This is a genomic window from Bradyrhizobium sp. 142, assembly GCF_023074015.1.
Lineage (GTDB): Bacteria > Pseudomonadota > Alphaproteobacteria > Rhizobiales > Xanthobacteraceae > Bradyrhizobium.
The window spans coordinates 1-21,950 of the sequence record NZ_JADPKQ010000297.1 but is presented as its reverse complement, the minus strand read 5'-3'; the positions used below and the strand labels follow the sequence as shown (position 1 = coordinate 21,950).

Sequence of the window (21,950 nt, the reverse complement as noted above, 5' to 3'; positions counted from 1 at the left end):
GCAGGTTACCTCTGGGACACCTAGCGCCGCAATGCGGGCACGACCAGGAACGGGATCATCCCGAGCACCACGCTCGCAAGTGCGAAAATGAGCAGCGCGTTGTAGCCATGGGTCGCGTCGTGGATCAGGCCGCCGCTCCAGGAGCCAAACGCCGAGCCAAGTCCGCTGCCGATCGAGATGGTGCCGTAGATCGTTCCGACGCGCTTGCCCCCAAAGATCTTCATGGCGGTCGCAGTGATCAGCGGGCCGCGCGAGCCCATCATGCTGCCGAAGCAGACGACGAAGCCGGTGAGCAGGATAAGGTTGGCGGAGTATTGCAACAGCCAGAGCAGGAAGATGCCGAGGATCGAAATCGCGTAGCTCAGCAGCACGGACGGCCGGCGCCCGATCAGGCCGTCGAGCGCGGAGACGCCGAGCATGCCGAACACCAGCACCACGCCGGAAAAGCCCCAGGCAGTTGCGGCCTGGAGCGGCGGAAAGCCGGCATCGATCAGATAGGCCACGATCTGCGCGGCGATCGCATACATGCCGACGGCAGTGAAGAAGAAGGTCGAGAACAGCGCCCAGAAGGCGTGATGGCGCATCGCGCTTGGAAGCGTCCAGCCATGATCGACGAAATCCGGATCGGTCTTCTTCGCGACATGCGGCGAGCCCGAGGCGAACAGCCGCCATGGCAGCAGCACGAGCGGCACCAGCAGGCCGAGCGCGGCGAAGCCGAACAGCTGGTAGGTCTCGCGCCAGCCGAGATGGTCGATCAGGAGCTGCGAGGCCGGCAGCAGCGCCAGCACGCCGCCGCCCATCGCCGAATAGACCACCGCCATCGCGGTCGGCAGGCGCGGTCCGAACCAGCGGCCGAGCAGGATCGAGTTCGGCACGTTGCCGATGAAGGCCACGCCGACGCCGACGCACAATCCGATCGAGAGTTGAAATTGCCAGAGCGACTGCGCGCGGCCGGCAATCAGGAAGGCCGAGCCGAGCAGCAGGAGGCCGAGCGCGTAGACGATGCGCGGACCGGAATGATCGAACAGGCGTCCGACCAGCGGCGCGGTCAGTCCGCTGACGAGCCATGTCAGCGAATAGATCGAGACGATTTGGGCGCGATCCCAGCCGAAATTTTCCGAGATCGGTTTCAGGAAGACGGTAAAGCTCTCGCTGAGTCCGCGGCCGAGTACGGCCAGCGTGAAGCAGAGCGCGAGCACCACGAGCGCGGTGCGCACGGCGCCTTGCTGCGCAGCGGCGCGATGTTCCCCGGCCGCGTCCCTGGGCGTGTTCTGATCCATTGCCGTTCAGGGAGCGCGCTTCGGCGCACCCTGACAAGCAGCGAAAATCTCATACGCCTATGCAGGCTTGATCAGGACGTGCTTCTTCTTGCCGAACGACAGCTTGATCACGCCTTCCGGCGTGAGGCTTGCCGGGGTGAGGGTCATCTTCTCGTCGGCGACGGAGTCGTCGTTGACGCGCAGACCGCCGCCCTTGATCTGGCGTCGCGCCTCGCCGTTGGAGGCGACGAGGCCCGCTCTGACGAAGGCGTTGAGCACGCCGACGCCGGCGTCCAGCTCGCCGCGCGGAATTTCGACTGTCGGCAGGCTCTCGGCGAGGGAGCCTTCCTCGAACGTGCGGCGCGCGGTTTCGGCCGCTTCATTGGCGGCGTCGCGGCCGTGCAGCAGCGCGGTCGCCTCGGTGGCGAGCACCTTCTTGGCCTCGTTGATCTCCGAGCCCGCGAGGGCCTCGAGCTTCCTGATCTCGCTCATCGGCAGTGTCGTGAACAGTTTCAGGAATTTGCCGACATCGGCATCCTCGGTGTTGCGCCAGAACTGCCAGAAATCATACGGCGAGAACTGGTCGGCGTTGAGCCAGACCGCGCCCTGCGCGGTCTTGCCCATCTTGGCGCCGGATGCGGTCGTGAGCAGTGGCGTCGTCAGCGCGAACAGCTGGTGGGTGCCCATGCGGCGGCCGAGATCGACACCCATGATGATGTTGCCCCACTGGTCCGAGCCGCCCATCTGCAACTGGCAGCCGGTGCGCCTCGCAAGCTCGACGAAGTCGTAGGCCTGGCAGACCATGTAGTTGAACTCGATGAAGCTCATCTCCTGCTCGCGCTCGAGGCGCAGCCGCACGGAATCCATGGTGAGCATGCGGTTCACCGAGAAGTGGCGGCCGACGTCGCGCAGCATCTCGATATAGTTGAGCTTGGTCAGCCATTCGGCATTGTCGAGCATGATAGCGTCGCTCTTCCCATCGCCGTAGCGCAGCACCTTGGTGAACACGCCGCGGATCGAGGCCTTGTTCGCCTCGATCTCGGCGACGGTGCGGATCGCGCGCGTCTCGTCCTTGCCGGAGGGATCGCCGACCATGGTGGTGCCGCCGCCCATCAGCGTAATCGGCTTGTTGCCGGACTGCTGGAGCCAGTGCAGCAGCATCATGGTCAGATAGTTGCCGATATGCAGCGAGGGCGCGGTGCAATCGTAGCCGACATAGGCGGTCGCCTCGCCCTTGACGGCAAGCGCGTCCAGCCCCTCGAAATCGGAGCACTGGTGGATGAATCCACGTTCCTGCAAGGTATTGAGGAAATCCGATTTGAATGCAGTCATTTGTCGGCCAGCCTGACAATTCTTGGTTTACTGTTTTGGGGGCAATTTAAGGGTCTTACATCGGAACCTGATTGCAGCCCGCCACTTGGCGCTGTGGCATTATAAGATGTTCCGCCCTGGCACAAGATCGGCATGCCAGAGCGGGTCTGTTGAGGATGCTGCCCAAGATGATGTTAACGGCACTCGGTTTGATGAGCGGCACTTCGCTTGACGGGGTGGACGTCGCGCTGATCGAAACCGACGGAAAGCAGGTGAAGGCGTTCGGGCCGACCGGCTATCGGCCCTACACCCCGGCCGAGCGCAATCTGCTGCGCCAGGCGCTCAGCGAGGCCGTGCACCTGCCGCAGCGTGATGCCCGGCCAGGGGTCTTGGCCGAGGCCGAGCGCGCGGTGACGCTGGCGCATGCCGACGCGGTGGCCGCGTTCGTCGCTCAGCACCGGATGAAGCCGGAGGACATCGACATCGTCGGCTTCCACGGCCAGACCGTGCTGCATCGCCCCGAAAGGCGGCTGACCGTACAGATCGGCGATGCGCCGGCGCTTGCGAAGGCGATCCATATTCCGGTGATGCATGATTTTCGGGCGGCCGACGTCGAGGCCGGTGGCCAGGGCGCGCCGCTCGTGCCGGTCTACCACCGGGCGCTGGCCCATTCGCTGGAGCGCGAAGGGCCGATCGTGGTGGTCAATATCGGCGGCGTCTCCAACATCACCTATATCGACGGCAACGACACGCTGATCGCCTGCGATACCGGGCCCGGCAACGCGCTGCTCGACGATTTCATGTACCGCACCATGAGCCAGGCGTTCGATGCGGAAGGAAAATTCGCCGCGCTCGGCAAGGTCGACGAGGCCTGGATCGCGCGGGCGCTGGAGCTGCCGTTCTTCGCAGCGCCGCCGCCGAAATCGCTCGACCGCAACGATTTTGCCGCGCTCAGGCTTGGCGAGGTGCCGCCGGCCGACGGCGCCGCGACGCTGACCGCGTTCACCGCAGCCGCGATCGCGCGCATCATCCCGCTGCTGCCGCGGCGGCCGCGAAGCTGGATCGTCTGCGGCGGCGGTGCGCGCAACCTGACCATGCTGCGCATGCTGCGTGAGCGGGTGGGGTCGGCGACGGTGGAGCCCGCCGAAGCGCTCGGCTGGGCCTCCGATGCGATCGAGGCGCAGGCCTTCGGCTTTCTCGCCGCCCGCGGCCTGAAGGGCCTGCCGCTGTCCTATCCGGCCACCACCGGCGTGCCGATGCCGATGACCGGCGGCGTGTTGGCGCGGCCCTGAGGTCCAAGTCCTGAGATCAATGCCGGTTGATGCAAATGCATCGAACTTGACAAGTGAATGCAGGTGCATCTATATTTGATGCAGTTGCATCCAACCGCCGGGATCATTGCCATGACCGCCTCGCTCAAACTGATTAGCCACAAGCTTTGCCCCTACGTGCAGCGCGCCGTGATCGCGCTCAACGAGAAGGGCGTGCCGTTCGAGCGGATCGACATCGATCTGGCCAACAAGCCGAAATGGTTCCTGAAGCTCTCGCCGCTTGGCAAGGTGCCGGTGCTGGTGGTGACCGCCAAGGACGAGGTCGCGCTGTTCGAGAGCAATGTGATCTGCGAATACATCGAGGAGACGAAAGGGGGCGTCGAGCTGCATCCGGTGGACGCGCTGGCGCGCGCCCATCACCGTGCGTGGATGGAGTTCGGCTCGGCGATCCTCGGTGACCTCTGGGGGCTGGAGACCACGACCGATCCGGCGACCTTTGAGAGCAAGCGCCAGGCCCTGGCGGCAAAATTCGCGCGTGTCGAGGCCGCGCTAAGCGCAGGCCCATTCTTCGCCGGCAATGCGTTCAGCCTGGTCGACGCCGTGTTTGCGCCGATCTTCCGATATTTCGACGTGTTCGATGAATTGACCGAGCTCGGCATCTTCAAGGATCTGCCGAAGGTGCAGGCGTGGCGAGCCGAGCTTGCGAAGCGTCCGAGCGTGCGCAACGCCGTCGGGGCGGATTATCCGCAGCTGCTGCGCGCCTTCCTGGCGCGTCACGATGCGCATTTGCTGAAGCTAGCGGCCTGAGCGCGCGCCGATGTCGCCAACTGTGGCGTGGCTCATTCTGGGGGTCGCAGGCGTCCTCGACGTCGGCTGGGCGATCTCGATGAAGTATGCGGAAGGCTATACGCGGCCTGGCTGGAGCATCGCCTCACTCGGATTGCTCGCGGCCTTTGTCTTCCTGCTCGGACGGGCGCTGAAGGTGCTCGAGGTCGGCGTCGCCTATTCGGTCTGGACCGGCATCGGCGCCGCCGGCACGTTCGTGATGGGCGTCGTGCTGTTCGGCGAGGCGCTGAGCGCGATGAAGGTCGCGGGAATAGTGCTGGTGCTGATGGGGATCGCGGCGCTCAAGCTGGCCTAGAGCCGAGCTCTAGCTTCGTAGCCCGGATGGAGCGAAAGCGCAATCCGGGGCCTTGTCTCCGCGGATGGAGCTTCCCGGATTTCGCTTTCGCTCCATCCGGGCTACAAGGCTCAGCTACAGGCCTCAGCGCACGTTGGCGAGCCGCATGTCGAGATAGGCGGTGATGGTTTCCATCAACGGCTCGAGCTTGGCGTCGAAGAAGTGATTGGCGCCGGGGATGACCTGCTGGTCGATCACGATGCCCTTCTGCGTCTTCAGCTTCTCGACCAGCGTGTTGACGTCCTTGGGCGGCACCACCGCATCCTTCTCGCCATGCACGATCAAGCCTGAGGACGGGCAGGGCGCAAGGAACGAGAAGTCGTAGAGGTTGGCCGGCGGCGCGATCGAGATGAAGCCCTCGACCTCGGGGCGGCGCATCAGCAGCTGCATGCCGATCCAGGCGCCGAAGGAGAAGCCGGCGACCCAGCAGGCGCGCGCTTCGGGATTTATCGTCTGTGCCCAGTCGAGCGCAGCAGCGGCATCCGACAATTCACCGGTGCCGTGGTCGAACGAGCCCTGGCTGCGGCCGACGCCGCGGAAATTGAAGCGCAGCACGGAGAAGCCGCGATGCGCGAAGGCGTAGTAGCACTGGTACACGATCTGATGATTCATCGTGCCGTGGAACTGCGGATGCGGATGCAGAATCATCGCGATGGGCGCGTTCTTCTGCTTGGCCGGATGGTAGCGGCCTTCGAGACGGCCAGCAGGGCCGGTGAAAATGACTTCGGGCATGGATGATCTCTTGATTGATTCCTTGAAGACGGTCCTCAGCAACCAATCGATTGTGCGGATTTCATCGGCAGATGTGCCGACCAAACCGCGAATGAAAGGGTGGAGCGGCGCCCTCGGATGATGCGCGAGCGGCGCGCGGTGAACTGACGCGCGCGTTCTAACATGAGGCGTGGGTCAAAAAGCAAGCATCTTCGGCATCTCTCAATGGGCTCAAGAACTTAGCTGGTCATGGCGATGTCATGAGCGCCGTCATGCGGATCAGGAGTAACGATGACGGCCGGCGTTGAACTCCTGCGCCTCGGTCAAGTAATTGGAATCATGTGGGTTTATCGTCCCTCGCACGTTCCCCCGGCGATTCACGTGGGTGCCCCACGGCCCCAAGCGAGGCGACCGCCGGCCGGTAGCGGCGGCTGCCTCCAAGCGTCTGCCCGTTATCGAAGGTGAGCTCGAAGTCCCCCGATGGCTTGAGGTCGACACTGTTCACCCGGTCGAGATTGGCAAGTTTTGTGCGGTGGACGCGCACGATGCCGAGGCGCGACAGCTCGCTCTCGGCCATCGCGAGGGTGCCGCGGATCAGGTGCTGGGTGCCGTCGGCGAGGCTGTATTCGATATAGTTGCCGGCCGAGGCGACCCACAGGATATCGCGGGGCGCGACGCGAAAGCGGCTCGTGCCGTCCCTGAGCCAGATCAGATCGGGGCGTGGGGATTGTTGCGGCGCCAGCGCGGGCGGGATGGCCGTTGCAGCCCTTTTCAGCTCGCGCCGGCTTTCGAGCAGCCAGAGCGTGCTGCCGATCAGGAAAACGGCCACGCTGTCCTTGCGAAACTCGTACAGGATCGTCGCAAGCGAGAAATGGAAGTCGTAGGCGGTTCCGGCAAGCCAGAGCGCAAGCTTCCGGATCCAGACCATGCCGGTGATGTGGAGGGCCGAGAAGCCGAGCAGGGTGGCGACGCCGATCCCGACCCGCATGAGGCCCGAGGCGCGGCGGATGCGCTGCACCGCGCGCACCAGTATCGGCAGCAGTAGCAGGATGACGGCGATGCTTGAGAGCTCAAAGAACAGCCGCCGGCCAACATCGGAGCTGCCGCCGCGCCAAGCGGCGTCCTGCGCGCCGGAGAGTGCATTCACGATTCCGATCGCGAGCGAGACTGCGGCGATCGCGACGAACATCGTCCAATCGTTGCCGCTGGTCCCCGAAGCCCCGCCGCTCGTCCCTGCGCGCGGCACTTCATCCCTTCGCTCCCGGTCCTGATCCCAAACCGGCTCGACGCGCTCGGTTTGTGAGGCATTTTCAGTGTCAGCCATGGCCGAAGAACCGCGTTTGGCGTCCCCTCAAGGAGCAGAAAACCATGTCAACACCACAGCAACTCTCGACTTCGGAACGGCGCATCGATCTGGACTGGGTACGGATTTTAGCCTTTGGGCTTTTGATCTTCTACCACGTTGGCATGCTCTACGTGTCCTGGGGATTTCACATCAAGAGCGTGCACCGACTGAGCTGGCTCGAGCCCCTGATGCTGGTCATTAATCCCTGGCGGCTGTCGCTGTTGTTCCTGGTTTCCGGTGTCGCCACCCGCTTCATGCTGGGCAAGTACAATCTCGGCGCCTTCGTCGGCGCGCGCTCGACACGGCTCCTGATCCCACTGATCTTTGGCATGTTCGTGATCGTGCCGCCGCAGTCCTACCTCCAGATCGTTGAGAGCCTCGGTTACCCCGCCGGCTTCGCCGATTTCTACCTCCGGCATTATCTGGCGTTCGGCGCGCAATTCTGCCCGAACCCCTGCATCGTGCTGCCGACTTGGAACCATCTCTGGTTCGTGGTCTATCTGTGGGTCTACACCGTCGCGCTGGTCGGCGTGCTCTGGCTGTGGCCGGTGCTGGCCGATCGGCTCGGTGCCAGACTGGCTGTCCTGCTCAGCGGACCCGGTCTGCTGGTCCTGCCGTGCCTTTTGTTCGCGGCCTGGCGCCTGTTCCTGTTCCCGGTCTTCCCGTCGACGCACGCACTGTTCGGCGACTGGTACAACCATGCGGACCATGCGACCGCGTTCCTGATTGGCTTTCTGCTGGCGAAAGAGGACAGCATCTGGCGCGACATCGAACGTCAGCGGTGGATTGCCCTGGCCGTCGCCGCAAGCCTGTTCGTCGTATTCATTCTGCTTCGTGCCGGCCTGTTCGAGCCGTCGGCGATGCTGAGGTGGTTCGCGAGTTCGGCGTATGGTTGTTATCAGTGGCTGGCGATGGCTGCTGTGTTGGGCTTTGCGCGGCGCCACTTCACGGCCGACGGCGCCGTGCGCCGCTACCTGACCGACGCGATCTTTCCCTATTACATCGTGCACCAGACCGCGATCATCATGATCGCGCACGTACTGCAGGGCAGCGGTTTGTCGGCCGGAAGCGAGGCCTTCATCGTCATTGCCGGCACCGCGCTCACCTGCGTGGTCACCTATGAGGTGGTACGGCGGATCGCCTGGCTGCGGCCGTTGTTCGGTTTGCGGATGGAGCGGCGCCGCCCGGCCGCGATCGCGCAGCAGCCGGCCTGATTGCGAACCGGCTTCCGATTGGCGCAAGGACAAAAGGTGCTAAGAGGGCGTCATGCCGACCCGCGTTTATCTCGATTGGAACGCGACCACGCCGCTGCGCTCCGAGGCGCGGGCGGCGATGGTCGCCGCCTTCGATCTCATAGGAAATCCGTCCTCGGTCCATGCCGAGGGGCGGGAGGCCCGGCGCCTGGTCGAAGAGGCCCGCGTGGCGCTTGCAAGCGCCGTCGGAGCATTGCCACGGAACGTTGTTTTCACCTCGGCCGGGACCGAGGCCAATGCGCTGGCGCTGTCGTCTGGGCTCAAAGGGGCATCCGGCGGCCCGGTGCAGCGACTCCTGGTTTCGGCGGTCGAGCATGCCTCGGTACTGGCTGGAGGTCGGTTCCGGGTCGGTGCGGTGGGCCAGATCCGAGTGACGCGGTCAGGTGTGATCGATCTCGGACATCTGAAGGAACTGCTCGGCGGCGGCCCGCCGGCGCTGGTCTCCATGATGGCGGCCAATAATGAAACCGGCGCGCTTCAGCCCGTCGCCGAGGCTGCGCGAATCGTTCACGAGGCCGGAGGCCTGCTGCACGTTGACGCGATCCAGGCGCTTGGAAAAATGCCTTTCAATATCAATGCGATAGGCGCGGACCTTGCAACCTTTTCTGCGCACAAGATCGGCGGCCCCAAGGGAGTCGGCGCGCTGGTCGTGGCTGGGGGGATTACCGGCTTGGAGCCCGCGCTTCGCGGTGGCGGGCAGGAACTCGGCCGACGGGCAGGGACCGAGAATGTCGCTGGTATTGCCGGCTTTGGTGCAGCGGTGAAAGCGGCGCTTGTGGCTCTGCCAGAGGATGCGGAGCGGATGACAACCCTCAGAGATCGTTTGGAAAATGGTCTCCGGGCGATTGCCGGGGCGACGATCTTTTCGCAGGATGTTGCGCGGTTGCCGAATACCACGCTGTTCACGGCCCCCGGCTTGAAGGCTGAGACCGCCGTCATTGGCTTCGACCTCGAAGGGATCGCAGTGTCCTCAGGCTCGGCCTGCTCCTCCGGGAAGGTGCAGCCGTCGCACGTGCTTTCGGCCATGGGATTCGATCCCGCCATCGCCCAGGGAGCAGTGCGCCTCAGTCTGGGCTGGTCCACGGGACCAGAGGACATCAATCGGGCGTTAGAGACTTGGCGAAAGCTCGGGAATACCCTACTTAAGGGCTAAGCGACGAAACACGGCTTGAACGGTTCTAAGCGCGTGCTTCACGCCAAGAAATATCGTAATAGTCGTCCGAGTTTGATGATCCACCGCGGTCCTTGAAACCGCGAGCGGAGGATGGAATGCCAGCCGTACAAGAGACGGTCGAGCGCGTGAAGCGCATCGACGTCGACCAGTATCGTTATGGGTTTGAGACCCTGATCGAGTCCGACAAGGCCCCCAAGGGGCTGTCGGAAGAGACCGTCAAGTTCATCTCCGAGAAGAAGAACGAGCCCGCCTGGATGCTCCAGTGGCGGCTGGAAGCCTATCGGCGCTGGCTGACCATGACCGAGCCGACCTGGGCCCGCGTCGACTATCCCAAGATCGACTTCCAGGACCTGTATTATTACGCGGCGCCGAAGCCGAAGAAGACGATCACCTCGCTCGACGAGATCGATCCGGAGATTCTCAAGACCTACGAGAAGCTCGGCATTCCCCTGCGCGAAGTCGCCATGCTCGAAGGCGTCGAGCCGAAGGTAGGCGAGGAAGATCCGGCCCGGCGCAAGATCGCGGTCGATGCGGTCTTCGATTCGGTCTCGGTGGCGACCACGTTCAAGGCGGAGCTGAAGAAGGCCGGCGTGATCTTCATGCCGATTTCGGAGGCGATCCGCGAGCATCCCGAGCTGGTGCAGAAATATCTCGGCTCCGTGGTGCCGACTTCGGACAATTTCTACGCGACGCTGAACTCGGCGGTGTTCTCCGACGGCTCGTTCGTCTACGTGCCGCCGGGCGTGCGCTGCCCGATGGAGCTGTCGACCTATTTCCGCATCAACGAACGCAACACCGGCCAGTTCGAGCGCACGCTGATCATCGCGGACAAGGGCTCCTACGTCTCCTATCTCGAAGGCTGCACTGCGCCGCAGCGCGACGAGAACCAGTTGCATGCCGCCGTGGTCGAGCTCGTTGCGCACGACGACGCCGAGATCAAATATTCGACGGTGCAGAACTGGTATCCCGGCAATTCCGAAGGCAAGGGCGGCATCTACAATTTCGTCACCAAGCGTGGCGACTGCCGTGGCAACCATTCGAAGATTTCCTGGACCCAGGTCGAGACTGGTTCAGCCATCACCTGGAAGTATCCGAGCTGCATCCTGCGCGGCGACAATTCCCGCGGCGAGTTCTACTCGATCGCGATCTCGAACGGCTACCAGCAGGTCGATAGCGGCACCAAGATGATCCACCTCGGCAAGAACACGTCGAGCCGGATCATTTCCAAGGGCATCGCCGCCGGCATGTCGCAGAACACCTATCGCGGCCTCGTGACGGCGCACCGAAAAGCCACCGGCGCGCGCAACTTCACTGCCTGCGATTCGCTGCTGATCGGCGACAAATGCGGCGCGCACACCGTGCCGTACATCGAGGCCAAGAACTCGTCGGCGACGTTCGAGCACGAGGCCACGACCTCGAAGATCTCCGAGGACGTGCTGTTCTACTGCGTCCAGCGCGGCCTCTCCCAGGAAGAGGCGGTTGGCCTCGTCGTCAACGGCTTCGTCAAGGACGTGCTTCAGCAGCTGCCGATGGAATTCGCGGTGGAAGCACAGAAGCTGATCTCGATCTCGCTGGAAGGTTCGGTCGGATAGCTCCGCCCCTCATCCTGAGGAGGCCGCAAAGCGGCCGTCTCGAAGGATGGATATCGGAAAGATTGTTGGCCTCATCCTTCGAGACGCGCCTTCAGCGCTCCTCAGGACGAGGGGATAGATGGAACAAAACAATGGCTTTGCTTGAAGTAAAAGACCTGAAGGTGCGTGTGGAGGAGCGTGAGATCCTCCACGGGCTGACACTGACCGTGAACGAGGGCGAAGTCCACGCGATCATGGGGCCGAACGGCTCCGGCAAGTCGACGCTCTCGCATGTCATCGCCGGCAAGCCCGGCTATGAAGTCACGGATGGCCAGATCCTGTTCAAGGGGGAGGATCTCCTGGAGATGGATCCGGACGAGCGCGCCGCCAAGGGCGTGTTCCTTGCCTTCCAGTATCCGGTGGAAATCCCCGGTGTTGCCACCATGACGTTCCTGCGCACCGCGCTCAACGCACAGCGCAAGGCGCGCGGAGAGAGCGAATATTCCACCCCGGACTTCCTGAAGAAGGTCCGCGAGGTCTCGAAATCGCTGAACATCCCGCAGGACATGCTCAAGCGCGGCGTCAATGTCGGCTTCTCCGGCGGCGAGAAGAAGCGCAACGAGGTGCTCCAGATGGCGCTGTTCGAGCCGAGCCTGTGCATCCTCGACGAGATGGATTCCGGCCTCGACATCGACGCGCTGCGCATCGCGGCCGATGGCGTCAACGCGCTGCGCTCGCCCAAGCGCGCGATGGTCGTCATCACCCATTATCAGCGGCTGTTAAACTACATCGTGCCTGATTTCGTGCACGTGATGTCGCGTGGCCGTGTCGTGAAGAGCGGCGACAAGGAACTGGCGCTGGAGCTGGAAGCGTCCGGCTACACCCAGTTCGAGGACGCTGCGTAAGGAATTTTGCAATGAACGTTGCTGTGGCAAAGACCGGGAGTGGCCGCGCGGTGAGCGATCTCTTCACCAGCGCCGAAGGCCGGCTGCCGGGTTCGCCCGCGGTGATCGCGACCCGCCGCGATGCGTTCGAGACCTATGAGCGTCTCGGCCTGCCGCACCGCCGGATCGAGGAATGGAAATACACCGATCTGCGTGCGCTGGTCGGCGAGGTGCTGCCGCTGGCGGCTAGCCCCGATGCATCCGCGTTGGCCAGCGCGGCCGACGCCGTGAAGGCGCATGCGGTCGCCGGCGCGCGCAAGCTGGTGCTGGTCGATGGGGTGTTCGCGGCCGGTCTGTCGGACGTGAAAGCGCTCGCCTCCGAGATGGGCTTCAAAACTCTGCAGGAGACATTGGAGAAAGACGCCGCTCTCCTGAAGACTGCGTCGGCCGATGCTGTGATCTCGCTTAACGCGGCCATGGCGACCGATGGAGTCGTGCTGTCGATTGCCGATGGCGCGCAGCTGTCTGCGCCGATCCAGATCATTCATGTCGCCACTGCTGCCTCGGCCTCGGCTTTCACCCGCTCGCAGGTCGCGGTCGGGAAGGGCGCCCGCGCCACCATCATCGAGAGCTTTGTCGCGGCTGGCGCCAAGGCCTACCAGGTCAATGATGCCGTCATCCTCTCGATCGGCGACGATGCCGACGTCGCGCATATCCGCCTGCTGGACGATGCGCCTGACGCGGTGAACATCACCTCGCAATTCGTCACTGTCGGTGCCAGCACCAAGGTCAACTTCTTCAACATGACCAGCGGCGCGGCGGTCAGCCGGCTCCAGGGCTTCATCACGCTGGCGGGCGAGGGCAGCGACCTCTCGATTAATGGCGTGAACCTGTTGCAGAAGACCGAGCACGGCGACACCACGCTGGTGGTCGACCATGCCGTGCCGGACTGCGTTAGCCGCGAGATCTTCCGCGCCGTGATCGACGACCGTGCCCATTCGGTGTTCCAGGGCCGCATCATCGTCCGTCCCGACGCGCAGAAGACCGACGGCAAGATGATGACCCGGGCGCTGCTGCTCTCGGATGAAGCCGAAGCCGACAACAAGCCCGAGCTCGAGATCTTCGCCGACGACGTCTCCTGCGGCCACGGCGCCACCGCCGGCGCGCTCGACGACAACCTGCTGTTCTACCTGAAGGCACGCGGCCTGCCCGAGAAGCAGGCCCAGGCGCTGCTGATCCAGGCCTTCGTCGGCGAGGCGATCGAGCAGATCGCCGATGATAATCTCCGGGAGCACGTGATCGGCATCGCCGAGCGCTGGCTGGAGCGGCGGTCATGAGCACGCATCCGGCGGTCAAGAACGGAGCCTATGACGTCGCGCGCGTGCGCCAGGACTTTCCGGCGCTCGCCATGCAGGTCTACGGCAAGCCGCTGGTCTATCTCGACAACGCCGCCTCGGCGCAGAAGCCGCAGTCCGTGCTCGATCGCATGACGCAGGCTTATGTGTCCGAATACGCCAACGTGCATCGCGGCTTGCACTACCTCGCCAATGCCGCGACGGAGGCCTACGAGGGCGCGCGGGCAAAAGTCGCGCAGTTCGTCAATGCGAGCCGCACCGAGGAGATCATCTTCACCCGCAACGTCACCGAGGCGATCAACCTTGTGGCGTCGTCCTGGGGCGAGCCGAACATCAAGCAGGGCGATGAGATCGTCCTCTCGATCATGGAGCATCATTCGAACATCGTGCCCTGGCATTTTCTCAGGGAACGCCACGGCGCAGTGATCAAATGGGCGCCCGTGGATGACGAAGGCAACTTCCTGATCGACGAGTTCGAGAAGCTGCTGACGCCGAAGACCAAGCTGGTCGCCATCACGCAGATGTCGAACGCGCTCGGGACGTTCGTTCCGATCAAGGAGGTCGTGCGGCTGGCTCACGACCGCGGCATTCCCGTGTTGGTCGACGGTGCGCAAGGCGCGGTGCACCTGCCCATCGACGTGCAGGACCTCGACTGCGATTTCTACGCGTTCACCGGTCACAAGGTTTATGGCCCGACCGGCATCGGCGCGCTCTATGCCAAGCACGAGCACCTCGTCGCGATGCGGCCCTTCAACGGCGGCGGCGAGATGATCCGCGAGGTCGCGAAGGATTGGGTCACCTATGGCGACCCGCCGCACAAGTTCGAGGCAGGCACTCCGCCGATCGTCGAGGCCGTCGGCCTCGGCGCCGCCATCGACTACGTCAATTCGATCGGCAAGGAGCGCATCGCCGCGCATGAGCACGACCTCGTCACCTACGCCCAGGACCGCCTGCGCGAGATCAACTCGCTGCGCCTGATCGGCACCGCTCGCGGCAAGGGGCCGGTGATCTCGTTCGAGCTCAAGGGCGCGCATGCCCACGACGTCGCCACCGTGATCGACCGCCAGGGCATCGCGGTGCGCGCCGGCACCCATTGCGTGATGCCGCTTTTAGAGCGGTTCAACGTAACCGCCACATGCCGGGCGTCGTTCGGCATGTATAATACGCGGGAAGAAGTCGATCATCTGGTTCAGGCGCTGTTGAAGGCGCGGGATATGTTCGCATGAGTGATACGGCCGAAATCAAAGCCAATCCGATGGAAACCCAGTCGGCGCTGCCGCCGGAGGAGACCGAGCGTCTCACCACCGAGATCATCGCCGGACTGAAGACCGTGTTCGACCCGGAAATTCCGGCCGACATCTACGAGCTCGGCCTGATCTACAAGGTCGAGATCAAGGACGATCGTTCGGTCGATGTCCAGATGACGCTGACGACGCCGAACTGTCCAGCTGCCGGCGAACTGCCGACCATGGTCGAGAACGCGGTCGCCAGTGTTCCCGGCGTCGGCGTGGTCGACGTCAAGGTCGTCTGGGAGCCGCCGTGGTCGCCCGAGCGCATGAGCGACGAGGCCCGCCTCGTGCTCAATATGTGGTAAGTGCGGCGAAACGCGCGTTGGCACTGAACTTGCTGGATTGAAATCGCATCCGAACGGACCACATAACAGATATGACCCAGGTATCATCAGTTCCAGTCAAGCCGAAGCGGCCTCGCCCGCAGGTGATGCGGCTGACGGACGCTGCCGCGCAGCGGATTACCGAACTGACCCAGCGCGCCGATTCCGAGATCGTGGGCTTGCGCGTCGGTGTGAAGAACGGCGGCTGCGCCGGGCAGTCCTACACGGTCGAGTACGCCCATGACATCCGCCCGACCGACGAGATCGTCGAGGACAAGGGCGTCAAGATCCTGGTCGATCCCAAGGCCGTGCTGTTCCTGCTCGGCACCGAGATGGACTACAAGGCCGACAAGATGCAGGCCCAGTTCGTCTTCAACAACCCCAACCAGATCTCCGCCTGCGGCTGCGGCGAATCGGTCGAATTGCGGCCAGCGAAGATCGACGGGTAGGCGTCCGTTTCTCGCAAATCACTCCGCTATCGTCCTGGCCTTGTGCGCAACAACTGCGCACAAGGCCAGGACGACGATGGGACGATGGAGAGAGAGTTCGGCCATGGACCGCGAATTCCTGATCGACCTCTTCGCCGATTTCGGCCCCGTCACCATACGAAAGATGTTTTCCGGCTACGGCATCTCCGCCGACGGCATCAACTTCGCGCTGGCCTTGCGCGCCGGCCTGTTCTTCCGCGCCGACGAGCAGACCATCCCGGACTATGAGGCCGAAGGGTCAAAGCCGTTCCAGTACCAGACCCGCGCCAAGACCGTGCTGGTCAACTCCTACTGGGAGCTGCCCGCACGGCTGTTCGACGATTCCGAGGAGCTTGCGCAATGGGCGAGGGCGGCTCTCGCCGCCGCTGGGCGCGCCAAGGCGAAGAAGCGGCCCAAAGCGAAGAGCACGTCGAAGAGCACGCCAAAGAAAGCGGTGAACAAGCCGGCGAAGAAGGCCGCCAAGCCTGCGAAAGCGCCGAAGAAGAGGGCCAGCACGAGCCCGGTTCGCAAGCCAGCCAAGCGGAGCGCTTGAACTCAGTCCACGGCCTTGGTCAGGCCAACCCTCATATCCTTGGCGATGTAAACGCAAACGCCGTCGGCAAGCACGCGGCCGTCGGCAAATCCCAGGACCAGCCTGCCGCGCCTCACTTGGCGCATGGCGACCTCATAACGCACGCATCGCGTGTCCGGCGTGATCTCGCCTGTGAACTCCACCTCGCCGACGCCGATGGCGCGGCCCTTGCCCGGCGAGCCCGACCAGCCGAGCCAATAGCCGATCATCTGCCACATGGCGTCCAGGCCCAGAGAGGCCGGTATCACGGCGTCGCCGCGAAAGTGGCAATCGAAGAACCAGTGGCTAGGGACGATGTCCAGTTCGCCAACGATGTGACCCTTGCCGAATTCGCCGCCGTCCAGGCTGATCTCTGTGATGCGGTCCATCATGAGCATGGGCGGTGCCGGCAATTGCGCGTTGCCCGGACCGAAATAGCCGCCTTCGCTCGATCTCAGCAGCTCGTCCTTTAGGACGGTTGCGGCACATGAAAATCGTGTGGGTTGGCCAAGGCGACAGGACCTCTACATGCTTGTGGTCAGGCGCAGTACGGTGGCGACGCAGATCCAGATGTCGGTCGTCCCCGAGAATGTCAAGAACCGAGGCCAACTTTCAGGAATGGGATGTCGCAGCATATGACCACCTCATCCTGAGGAGCGCGCTCTTGCGCGCGTCTCGAAGGATGGCCGTGGGTGAGAGCGGGACCTGCATGGTTCGAGACGCCGCTTTGCGGCTCCTCACCATGAGGGTCATGCGCGCTTGTGCAGGAAACGTCACGCCACTCGGTTGTGCGTCTCGATCGCGTATTCCGGATCGGCTTCGCAGATCACGCGATTGCGGCCGTTGCGCTTCGCGGCGTAGAGGCAGGCATCCGCGCGTTCGATCAGCGCGTCGGTGTCGTCGCCCGGCTTGAGCATGGATACGCCGACGGAGATGGTGACGCGACCGAGAACCTCGCCGGTCGATTTCTTCTTCAATTCCTTCGCCATCACCGCGCGGCGGATGTGATCGGCGACCGTGAGGGCCTGGCGCAGCGCGGTGTTGGGCAGCAGAACGGCGAACTCCTCGCCGCCATAACGCGCGGTAACGTCCTGGCCCTTGATGGTTTGCTTCATGGACAGGCCGACCAGGCGCAGCACCTGGTCGCCGGTGAGATGGCCATAGGAATCGTTGAACGACTTGAAGTGATCGATGTCGAACAGCAGCAGCGACAGCGGCTCACCGCTCGCGGGCGCGCTCTGCACGGCCATGCCGATCATGCGATCGAAATATTTGCGATTGCCCAGGCCCGTGAGCGGATCGGTCAGGCTTTCGGCCCGGATTGCCTCGAGGCTCTGCTGGAGATTGCTGATCTCGCTCTTCGATAGCGTCAGCCGGTCTTCCAGCGTCTTGTTGGTCTCGCGCATCTCGCTGGTTGAGCGCACCAGGCTCTCGACGACCGCCTTGATCTGCTCGCGGCTCGTGGCCGACGACAATTCTTCGGTCGCGCCCGACAGGCTGGCGTCGTAGGAGCCGGTCATGCCGAGCGCGTCGCTCAGCACCTTCATCACGTCGTCGATCTCGCCGATGACGCGCGCGCCCACCTTGTCGATGCGATCGGTGGTCTTGATGTGGGAGAGATAGGTCTCGTAGATCTGCTCGAGATCGGCTTCGGTCAGCTTGCCGCTGCGCGCCAACGTCTCGTTGATAATCTTGTTGAGCGGGGCGTTGTAGCCGGTGGCGTAGACGTACCAGATTTCGTAATTGCGGGGGATTGCGGTTTGCCGGAGCGAGCGGATTTGACCGAGCGCCACTTCGGCGAACGCCATCGTGCGTTCGTGTTCATCGAGCACGTTGACCACTGAACATTCCCCACGGCGACCGGTGCGCCGCCGATCGCTGCAATGCTTAAATTATGTTCGTAGGCTAACGGACGATCGTGAACGGCCGGTAAACGGCCGTTCGCTGGAGCGCTCAGGCGCCTGCCGGCGAGCGAACCGGCCGCAGCAGGAATGCCGGAAGATGCGAGTGATCGCCAGGCTCGGAATCGGCTTCGCGCTGGCGGCGCGGCTCGGGACGGCCGATTGACGGCACATGGGGCGCATTGGCTTGTTGGCGCGAGCCGCTGCGCGGCTCGGATGATGGCCGTGCTTCACGGGGCGTCCGTGCTTCGCCTGCGGGCCGTTCTTCGCGAGCAGGTCTTGCCTCGCGTGCGGGCCGCGCATCGGCCGCAGGCCTGGCGTCGACCGAGGGTCTTGCCTCGGTGGGCTGAGGTGCCTCGCCACGCGGCTCGTGGCCGCGACGCGATTTGCCGCGTCCGCCGCGGGAGCGATCGCGTTCCCGCCCACGCGACTCGCGCGGACGCTCGCTCTGTTCCGACGTGCCGGCGTGCACCTCGAAGTCGCCTTCGGCGCGCGGAATGCTCTGGCCGATCAGCTTTTCGATCGCCACCATCGATTTCTGGTCGAGCGGCGTCACGAGCGAAATCGCGACACCGGTACGGCCTGCGCGGCCGGTGCGGCCGACGCGGTGAACATAGTCGTCGGGATGGTGGGGGACGTCGAAATTGAAGACGTGGCTGACCTCAGGGATGTCGAGGCCGCGGGCGGCGACGTCGGAGGCCACCAACAGCGGTAGCTCGCCCTTCCGGAACTGTTCGAGCGCCGCGGTACGGGCCGACTGGTCCATGTCGCCGTGCAGGGCGCCGACGCTGAAGCCGTGCTTCTGGAGCGATTTGTGAACGACGGCGACTTCGCGCTTGCGATTGCAGAAGATGATCGCGTTCTTGAGATCCTTGGCCTCGCGCAGCAGGCGTCGCAGCAATTCGCGCTTCTCGTGCGCCTCGCGCCCGGCAGGGACCTGGCACTGCGTGACTGTGACGGCGGTGGTGGCGGGCTTCGAAACTTCCACCTTCTGCGGATTGTGCAGGAAGGTCTCGGTGATGCGCCGGATTTCCGGCGGCATGGTCGCGGTGAAGAACAGGGTCTGCCGCGTGAACGGGACGAGCTTGCAGACGCGCTCGATGTCGGGAATGAAGCCCATGTCCAGCATGCGGTCGGCTTCGTCGATGACGAGCAGTTCAACGCCGGTGAGCAGCAGACCGCCGCGCTCGGTATGGTCGAGCAGCCGGCCGGGGGTTGCGATCAGCACGTCGACGCCGCGCGTCAGCTTGGCGTCCTGGTCACCGAACGAAACGCCGCCGATCAGCAGCGCGACGTTGAGCTTCTGGCCGGCGCCGTAGCGGTCGAAGTTCTCCTTGACTTGCGCCGCGAGCTCGCGGGTCGGCTCCAGGATCAGGGTCCGCGGCATGCGCGCCCGGGCGCGACCCTTTTCGAGAATGGTAAGCATCGGCAGCACGAAGGCTGCTGTCTTGCCGGTGCCGGTCTGGGCGATGCCGAGCACATCCTTGCGGGCAAGGACGTGGGGGATCGCCTGTTCCTGAATGGGGGTTGGGGTGGTGTAACCTGTGGCCGCCACTGCGGCGAGGACTTTTTCGGATAGTCCGAGATGGGTAAAAGACATTGAGCCTCTGGTCGAAACCGCCGTTCGGAATCGAGGGTAATAAGGCTGTCGCGTTCCACCCCAAAACGGCGCGCTCTCAAAGAAGCTGGGGGTGCTGACTCACGCGAACAAGCGCCAGGCTCAGGAATCGCTCTTCGATCTGAGCCGCGTCGACCCGGAACATAGGCGGGAATCGGCCAAAGTCAATGGAGCAACCGCGGGAAGGCCCTAAAAGCCCTGAGGTTTTTGCTCAAATTGCAGGCTCGGCTTGGCTTTTCCGGCTGGCCGGCCGTCCGGCCTTGGGGCCGCTACCCGCTTTCGCAGCCCAGGCCCGGAAATCACCGGGGGCTTGCCATCGGCGGCGCTGAACACCCGGTCGCCAGGCGGCCCGGCGCCGCAGAGTTGGTGCAGCGAGAATTCGCCGAATTGGTCCTGCCATAGGCTAAACGATGGAGCCGGCCGCCACGGCCGGTTGAACCGCCGGTATCTCTGGACCGACTATGACAACAACGGCCGAAGCTCGCCAACGAGCTGTTCTAGGGCGCCGGCAAGGAAGCCGTTCTGCAACGGGATTTTTTCGATGACGCGTCGGCTTTTCAGAATACTGGCCGCCCTTGGCCTTGCGGCGGGCCTGACCGGTTTCGCGGCTCCCGCCTATGCCGAAAAGCGCGTCGCGCTCGTCGTCGGCAACAACGACTACAAGAATGTCCCAAAGCTGCTCAAGGCCGTGAACGATGCCCGCACCATGGGTGACACGCTGAAGCAGCTCGGCTTCTCGGTGATGGTCGCGGAGAACCAGAACCGTCAGCAGTTCTCCGAAGCGCTGCTCGCCTTCGACAGGGCAATCGAGCCCGGCGACACGGCCTTCTTCTTCTATGCCGGCCACGGTTTCGAGATCGCCGGACAGAACTACCTGCTGCCGATCGACGTGCCGGCTGCGACGGAAGGCCAGGAAGAGCTGGTGCGCGACGCGTCCGTTTTGGCCGACCGTATCGTCGAGCGGCTACAGAACAAGAAGGCACGGACCTCGATCCTGGTGTTCGACGCCTGCCGCAACAACCCGTTCGAGCGCAAGGGCACCCGCGCGGTGGCCGGCGGGGGCGGGCTTGCCCCGATGGTGCAATTGCCCGAAGGCGTGTTCTCGGTGTTCTCGGCAGGTCCGCGCCAGACCGCGCTCGATCGCCTCTCCAATGACGACGCCGATCCCAATTCGGTGTTCACGCGGACCTTTGCCAAAGAGCTGTTGCAGCCCGGCGAGAACCTGGTGCAAGTGGCACAACGCACCCGTCGTCTCGTTAGCGAAATGGCCGACACTGTCAAGCACAGGCAGGTGCCGGTCTATTTCGACCAGATGGTCGATGACGTCTTTCTCAGCGGCATCGCAAAGGACGCCGCGGCGCGACCGGCCGATCCGCCGCCGCAGAAGGTCGCGGCGCCGCCGCCGGTCTCGGTGCCGCGCGTGCCGAAGGAGGAGACGACCAATGCGCCGATCGCGAGCTTCTCGCGCCACAACGGCGGCTGGAGCGTGGTGTTCTCCTTCGCCGACCCAACGCTTGGAATTTCCTGGCGCATGGCGGGCAATGGTGATTTCCGCGAGACAGGCTTCATCGATACGCTCGATCCGCGCACCCGCAAGCGGATGCCGAACCCGTCGATCGAACTGCCGCCCGACGCTGCGGCCGGCACGATCGAGGTTCGCTATGTCGATCAATCCGGCGACATGCAGGGCCCGTTCCCGATCAGGTTCGATCCCGAGGCCGCGCTCGTTCGCGACCAGCGCAAGATCCTCGACATGACCGCGACAAGCTGGCTGTCGTTCCGCGAGTTCAACGGGCTGCTGGTCTACTACACGCATCTGGTGTCGTACCGCTGCGCCATTCGCGAGGTGCACATCGGCATCGATACCGCCGTTCCCAACCAGCTCTTGAAGATGCCGGGCTGTGACATGCGCGACCCCAGTGCGATCAGCGCGGGCATGCCGCTCTATATGAAGCTTGCACCGGCAACGCAGTTCATCTCGGTGGAGCTGACCTATCGCGACGGCAGCGTGTCGGAGATCAAGAGTTTCCGCACCGCGAACCGCAGCAACAATTGACGAAGCGCGCGGCGATCCAGCGTGTACACTCTCAATCCGTCATCCTGAGGCGCGAGCTGCGCGGTGCGAAGCATCGTGCAGGGAGCCTCGAAGGATGCACGCCCGGATGCAGCTGGGCCGTCCATCCTTCGAGGCCTCCGCTACGCTCCGGCGCCTGGCTTTTGAACTGAGCCAAGCGAAATGGAACTCGGCGTGTTGCTGCCGGGATCGCAGAAGCTGAGCCGCTATACGATCGGTGGCGGCGACCTGGCCGCCTTGACGGCCCGGCTTGCCGACATGCGCAAGAAGGCGGCCGCAGATGGCCGGCCGGTACGTGCTACGAGGCGGGTCTCGACGGCCACTGGCTGCATCGATGGCTGATGGGACAAAGTGTCATCAACCATGAAATCGATCCCTCCAGCATCGAGGTGA

General features: G+C 63.9%; 20 protein-coding genes and 1 pseudogene. 14 read left to right on the top strand and 7 right to left on the bottom strand.

Features of this window, described 5'->3' with window-relative positions:
• Positions 1-20: 20 nt before the first annotated feature.
• Together IVA82_RS26620 and tyrS are read right to left on the bottom strand one after the other, a co-directional pair.
• The gene (locus IVA82_RS26620; RefSeq protein WP_247387457.1) at positions 21-1,280 is read right to left on the bottom strand and encodes an MFS transporter; all 1,260 of its coding nucleotides are present in this window, start codon (positions 1,278-1,280) and stop codon (positions 21-23) included.
• A 57-nt stretch (positions 1,281-1,337) separates the two neighbouring features.
• Complete coding sequence (gene tyrS, locus IVA82_RS26615) at positions 1,338-2,591, bottom strand: tyrosine--tRNA ligase (protein ID WP_247387456.1); 1,254 nt, start codon at positions 2,589-2,591, stop codon at positions 1,338-1,340.
• A gap of 167 nt (positions 2,592-2,758) precedes the next feature.
• Between tyrS and IVA82_RS26610 the strand changes: the two genes are divergently transcribed.
• The 3 genes from IVA82_RS26610 (at position 2,759) to IVA82_RS26600 (ending at position 4,982) form a co-directional block, all read left to right on the top strand.
• Positions 2,759-3,862 carry an anhydro-N-acetylmuramic acid kinase gene (locus IVA82_RS26610; protein WP_247387455.1) on the top strand — a complete coding sequence of 368 codons (1,104 nt, stop codon included), beginning with the start codon at positions 2,759-2,761 and terminating at the stop codon, positions 3,860-3,862.
• A 111-nt stretch (positions 3,863-3,973) separates the two neighbouring features.
• Positions 3,974-4,648 carry a glutathione S-transferase family protein gene (locus IVA82_RS26605; RefSeq protein ID WP_247387454.1) on the top strand — a complete coding sequence of 225 codons (675 nt, stop codon included), beginning with the start codon at positions 3,974-3,976 and terminating at the stop codon, positions 4,646-4,648.
• A 10-nt stretch (positions 4,649-4,658) separates the two neighbouring features.
• On the top strand, positions 4,659-4,982 hold the full coding sequence (locus IVA82_RS26600) for a multidrug efflux SMR transporter (RefSeq protein WP_247387453.1): 324 nt from the start codon (positions 4,659-4,661) through the stop codon (positions 4,980-4,982).
• A gap of 123 nt (positions 4,983-5,105) precedes the next feature.
• Here the strand turns inward: IVA82_RS26600 and IVA82_RS26595 are convergent, their stop codons facing one another.
• Together IVA82_RS26595 and IVA82_RS26590 are read right to left on the bottom strand one after the other, a co-directional pair.
• Positions 5,106-5,753: an alpha/beta hydrolase gene (locus tag IVA82_RS26595; protein ID WP_014495555.1), complete on the bottom strand. Its 648-nt coding sequence runs from the start codon at positions 5,751-5,753 to the stop codon at positions 5,106-5,108.
• 316 nt (positions 5,754-6,069) lie between these two features.
• Positions 6,070-6,921, bottom strand: a complete 852-nt coding sequence (locus IVA82_RS26590) for a LytTR family DNA-binding domain-containing protein (protein ID WP_247387452.1) — start codon at positions 6,919-6,921, stop codon at positions 6,070-6,072.
• A 179-nt stretch (positions 6,922-7,100) separates the two neighbouring features.
• On the opposite strand from IVA82_RS26590, the gene IVA82_RS26585 reads away from it, so the two are divergent.
• From IVA82_RS26585 to IVA82_RS26545, 9 genes are all read left to right on the top strand, one after another.
• Complete coding sequence (locus IVA82_RS26585) at positions 7,101-8,291, top strand: acyltransferase family protein (RefSeq protein ID WP_247387451.1); 1,191 nt, start codon at positions 7,101-7,103, stop codon at positions 8,289-8,291.
• 52 nt (positions 8,292-8,343) lie between these two features.
• The gene (locus IVA82_RS26580; protein WP_247387450.1) at positions 8,344-9,483 is read left to right on the top strand and encodes a cysteine desulfurase family protein; all 1,140 of its coding nucleotides are present in this window, start codon (positions 8,344-8,346) and stop codon (positions 9,481-9,483) included.
• 116 nt (positions 9,484-9,599) lie between these two features.
• A complete protein-coding gene (gene sufB / locus IVA82_RS26575) occupies positions 9,600-11,096 on the top strand; it encodes a Fe-S cluster assembly protein SufB (protein WP_247387449.1) in 1,497 nt (498 codons plus the stop codon).
• 131 nt (positions 11,097-11,227) lie between these two features.
• Positions 11,228-11,980 (top strand): Fe-S cluster assembly ATPase SufC, encoded by a 753-nt coding sequence (gene sufC, locus IVA82_RS26570; protein WP_247387448.1) that lies wholly within the window; start codon positions 11,228-11,230, stop codon positions 11,978-11,980.
• A gap of 11 nt (positions 11,981-11,991) precedes the next feature.
• Positions 11,992-13,296 (top strand): Fe-S cluster assembly protein SufD, encoded by a 1,305-nt coding sequence (sufD, locus tag IVA82_RS26565; protein ID WP_247387447.1) that lies wholly within the window; start codon positions 11,992-11,994, stop codon positions 13,294-13,296.
• Positions 13,293-14,540, top strand: a complete 1,248-nt coding sequence (locus tag IVA82_RS26560; RefSeq protein ID WP_247387446.1) for a cysteine desulfurase — start codon at positions 13,293-13,295, stop codon at positions 14,538-14,540. The genes sufD and IVA82_RS26560 overlap by 4 nt, the downstream gene beginning before the upstream one ends.
• Positions 14,537-14,908 (top strand): SUF system Fe-S cluster assembly protein, encoded by a 372-nt coding sequence (locus IVA82_RS26555; RefSeq protein ID WP_008558582.1) that lies wholly within the window; start codon positions 14,537-14,539, stop codon positions 14,906-14,908. Before IVA82_RS26560 ends, IVA82_RS26555 begins: the two co-directional genes overlap by 4 nt.
• 125 nt (positions 14,909-15,033) lie before the next feature.
• On the top strand, positions 15,034-15,375 hold the full coding sequence (locus IVA82_RS26550; protein WP_247387470.1) for an iron-sulfur cluster assembly accessory protein: 342 nt from the start codon (positions 15,034-15,036) through the stop codon (positions 15,373-15,375).
• Positions 15,376-15,478: 103 nt separating this feature from the next.
• Positions 15,479-15,946 (top strand): TfoX/Sxy family protein, encoded by a 468-nt coding sequence (locus tag IVA82_RS26545; RefSeq protein ID WP_247387445.1) that lies wholly within the window; start codon positions 15,479-15,481, stop codon positions 15,944-15,946.
• Positions 15,947-15,948: 2 nt separating this feature from the next.
• Here IVA82_RS26545 and fabA read toward each other — a convergent pair.
• The 3 genes and pseudogenes from fabA to IVA82_RS26530 form a co-directional block, all read right to left on the bottom strand.
• A pseudogene (gene fabA, locus IVA82_RS26540) lies at positions 15,949-16,475 on the bottom strand (bifunctional 3-hydroxydecanoyl-ACP dehydratase/trans-2-decenoyl-ACP isomerase).
• Between the two features lie 262 nt (positions 16,476-16,737).
• The gene (locus IVA82_RS26535) at positions 16,738-17,805 is read right to left on the bottom strand and encodes a GGDEF domain-containing protein (RefSeq protein ID WP_247387444.1); all 1,068 of its coding nucleotides are present in this window, start codon (positions 17,803-17,805) and stop codon (positions 16,738-16,740) included.
• A gap of 112 nt (positions 17,806-17,917) precedes the next feature.
• Positions 17,918-19,465 carry a DEAD/DEAH box helicase gene (locus IVA82_RS26530; RefSeq protein WP_247387443.1) on the bottom strand — a complete coding sequence of 516 codons (1,548 nt, stop codon included), beginning with the start codon at positions 19,463-19,465 and terminating at the stop codon, positions 17,918-17,920.
• 559 nt (positions 19,466-20,024) lie between these two features.
• On the opposite strand from IVA82_RS26530, the gene IVA82_RS26525 reads away from it, so the two are divergent.
• A complete protein-coding gene (locus tag IVA82_RS26525) occupies positions 20,025-21,539 on the top strand; it encodes a caspase family protein (protein WP_247387442.1) in 1,515 nt (504 codons plus the stop codon).
• Positions 21,540-21,719: 180 nt separating this feature from the next.
• Positions 21,720-21,899: a hypothetical protein gene (locus IVA82_RS26520; RefSeq protein WP_247385248.1), complete on the top strand. Its 180-nt coding sequence runs from the start codon at positions 21,720-21,722 to the stop codon at positions 21,897-21,899.
• Positions 21,900-21,950: the final 51 nt, after the last annotated feature.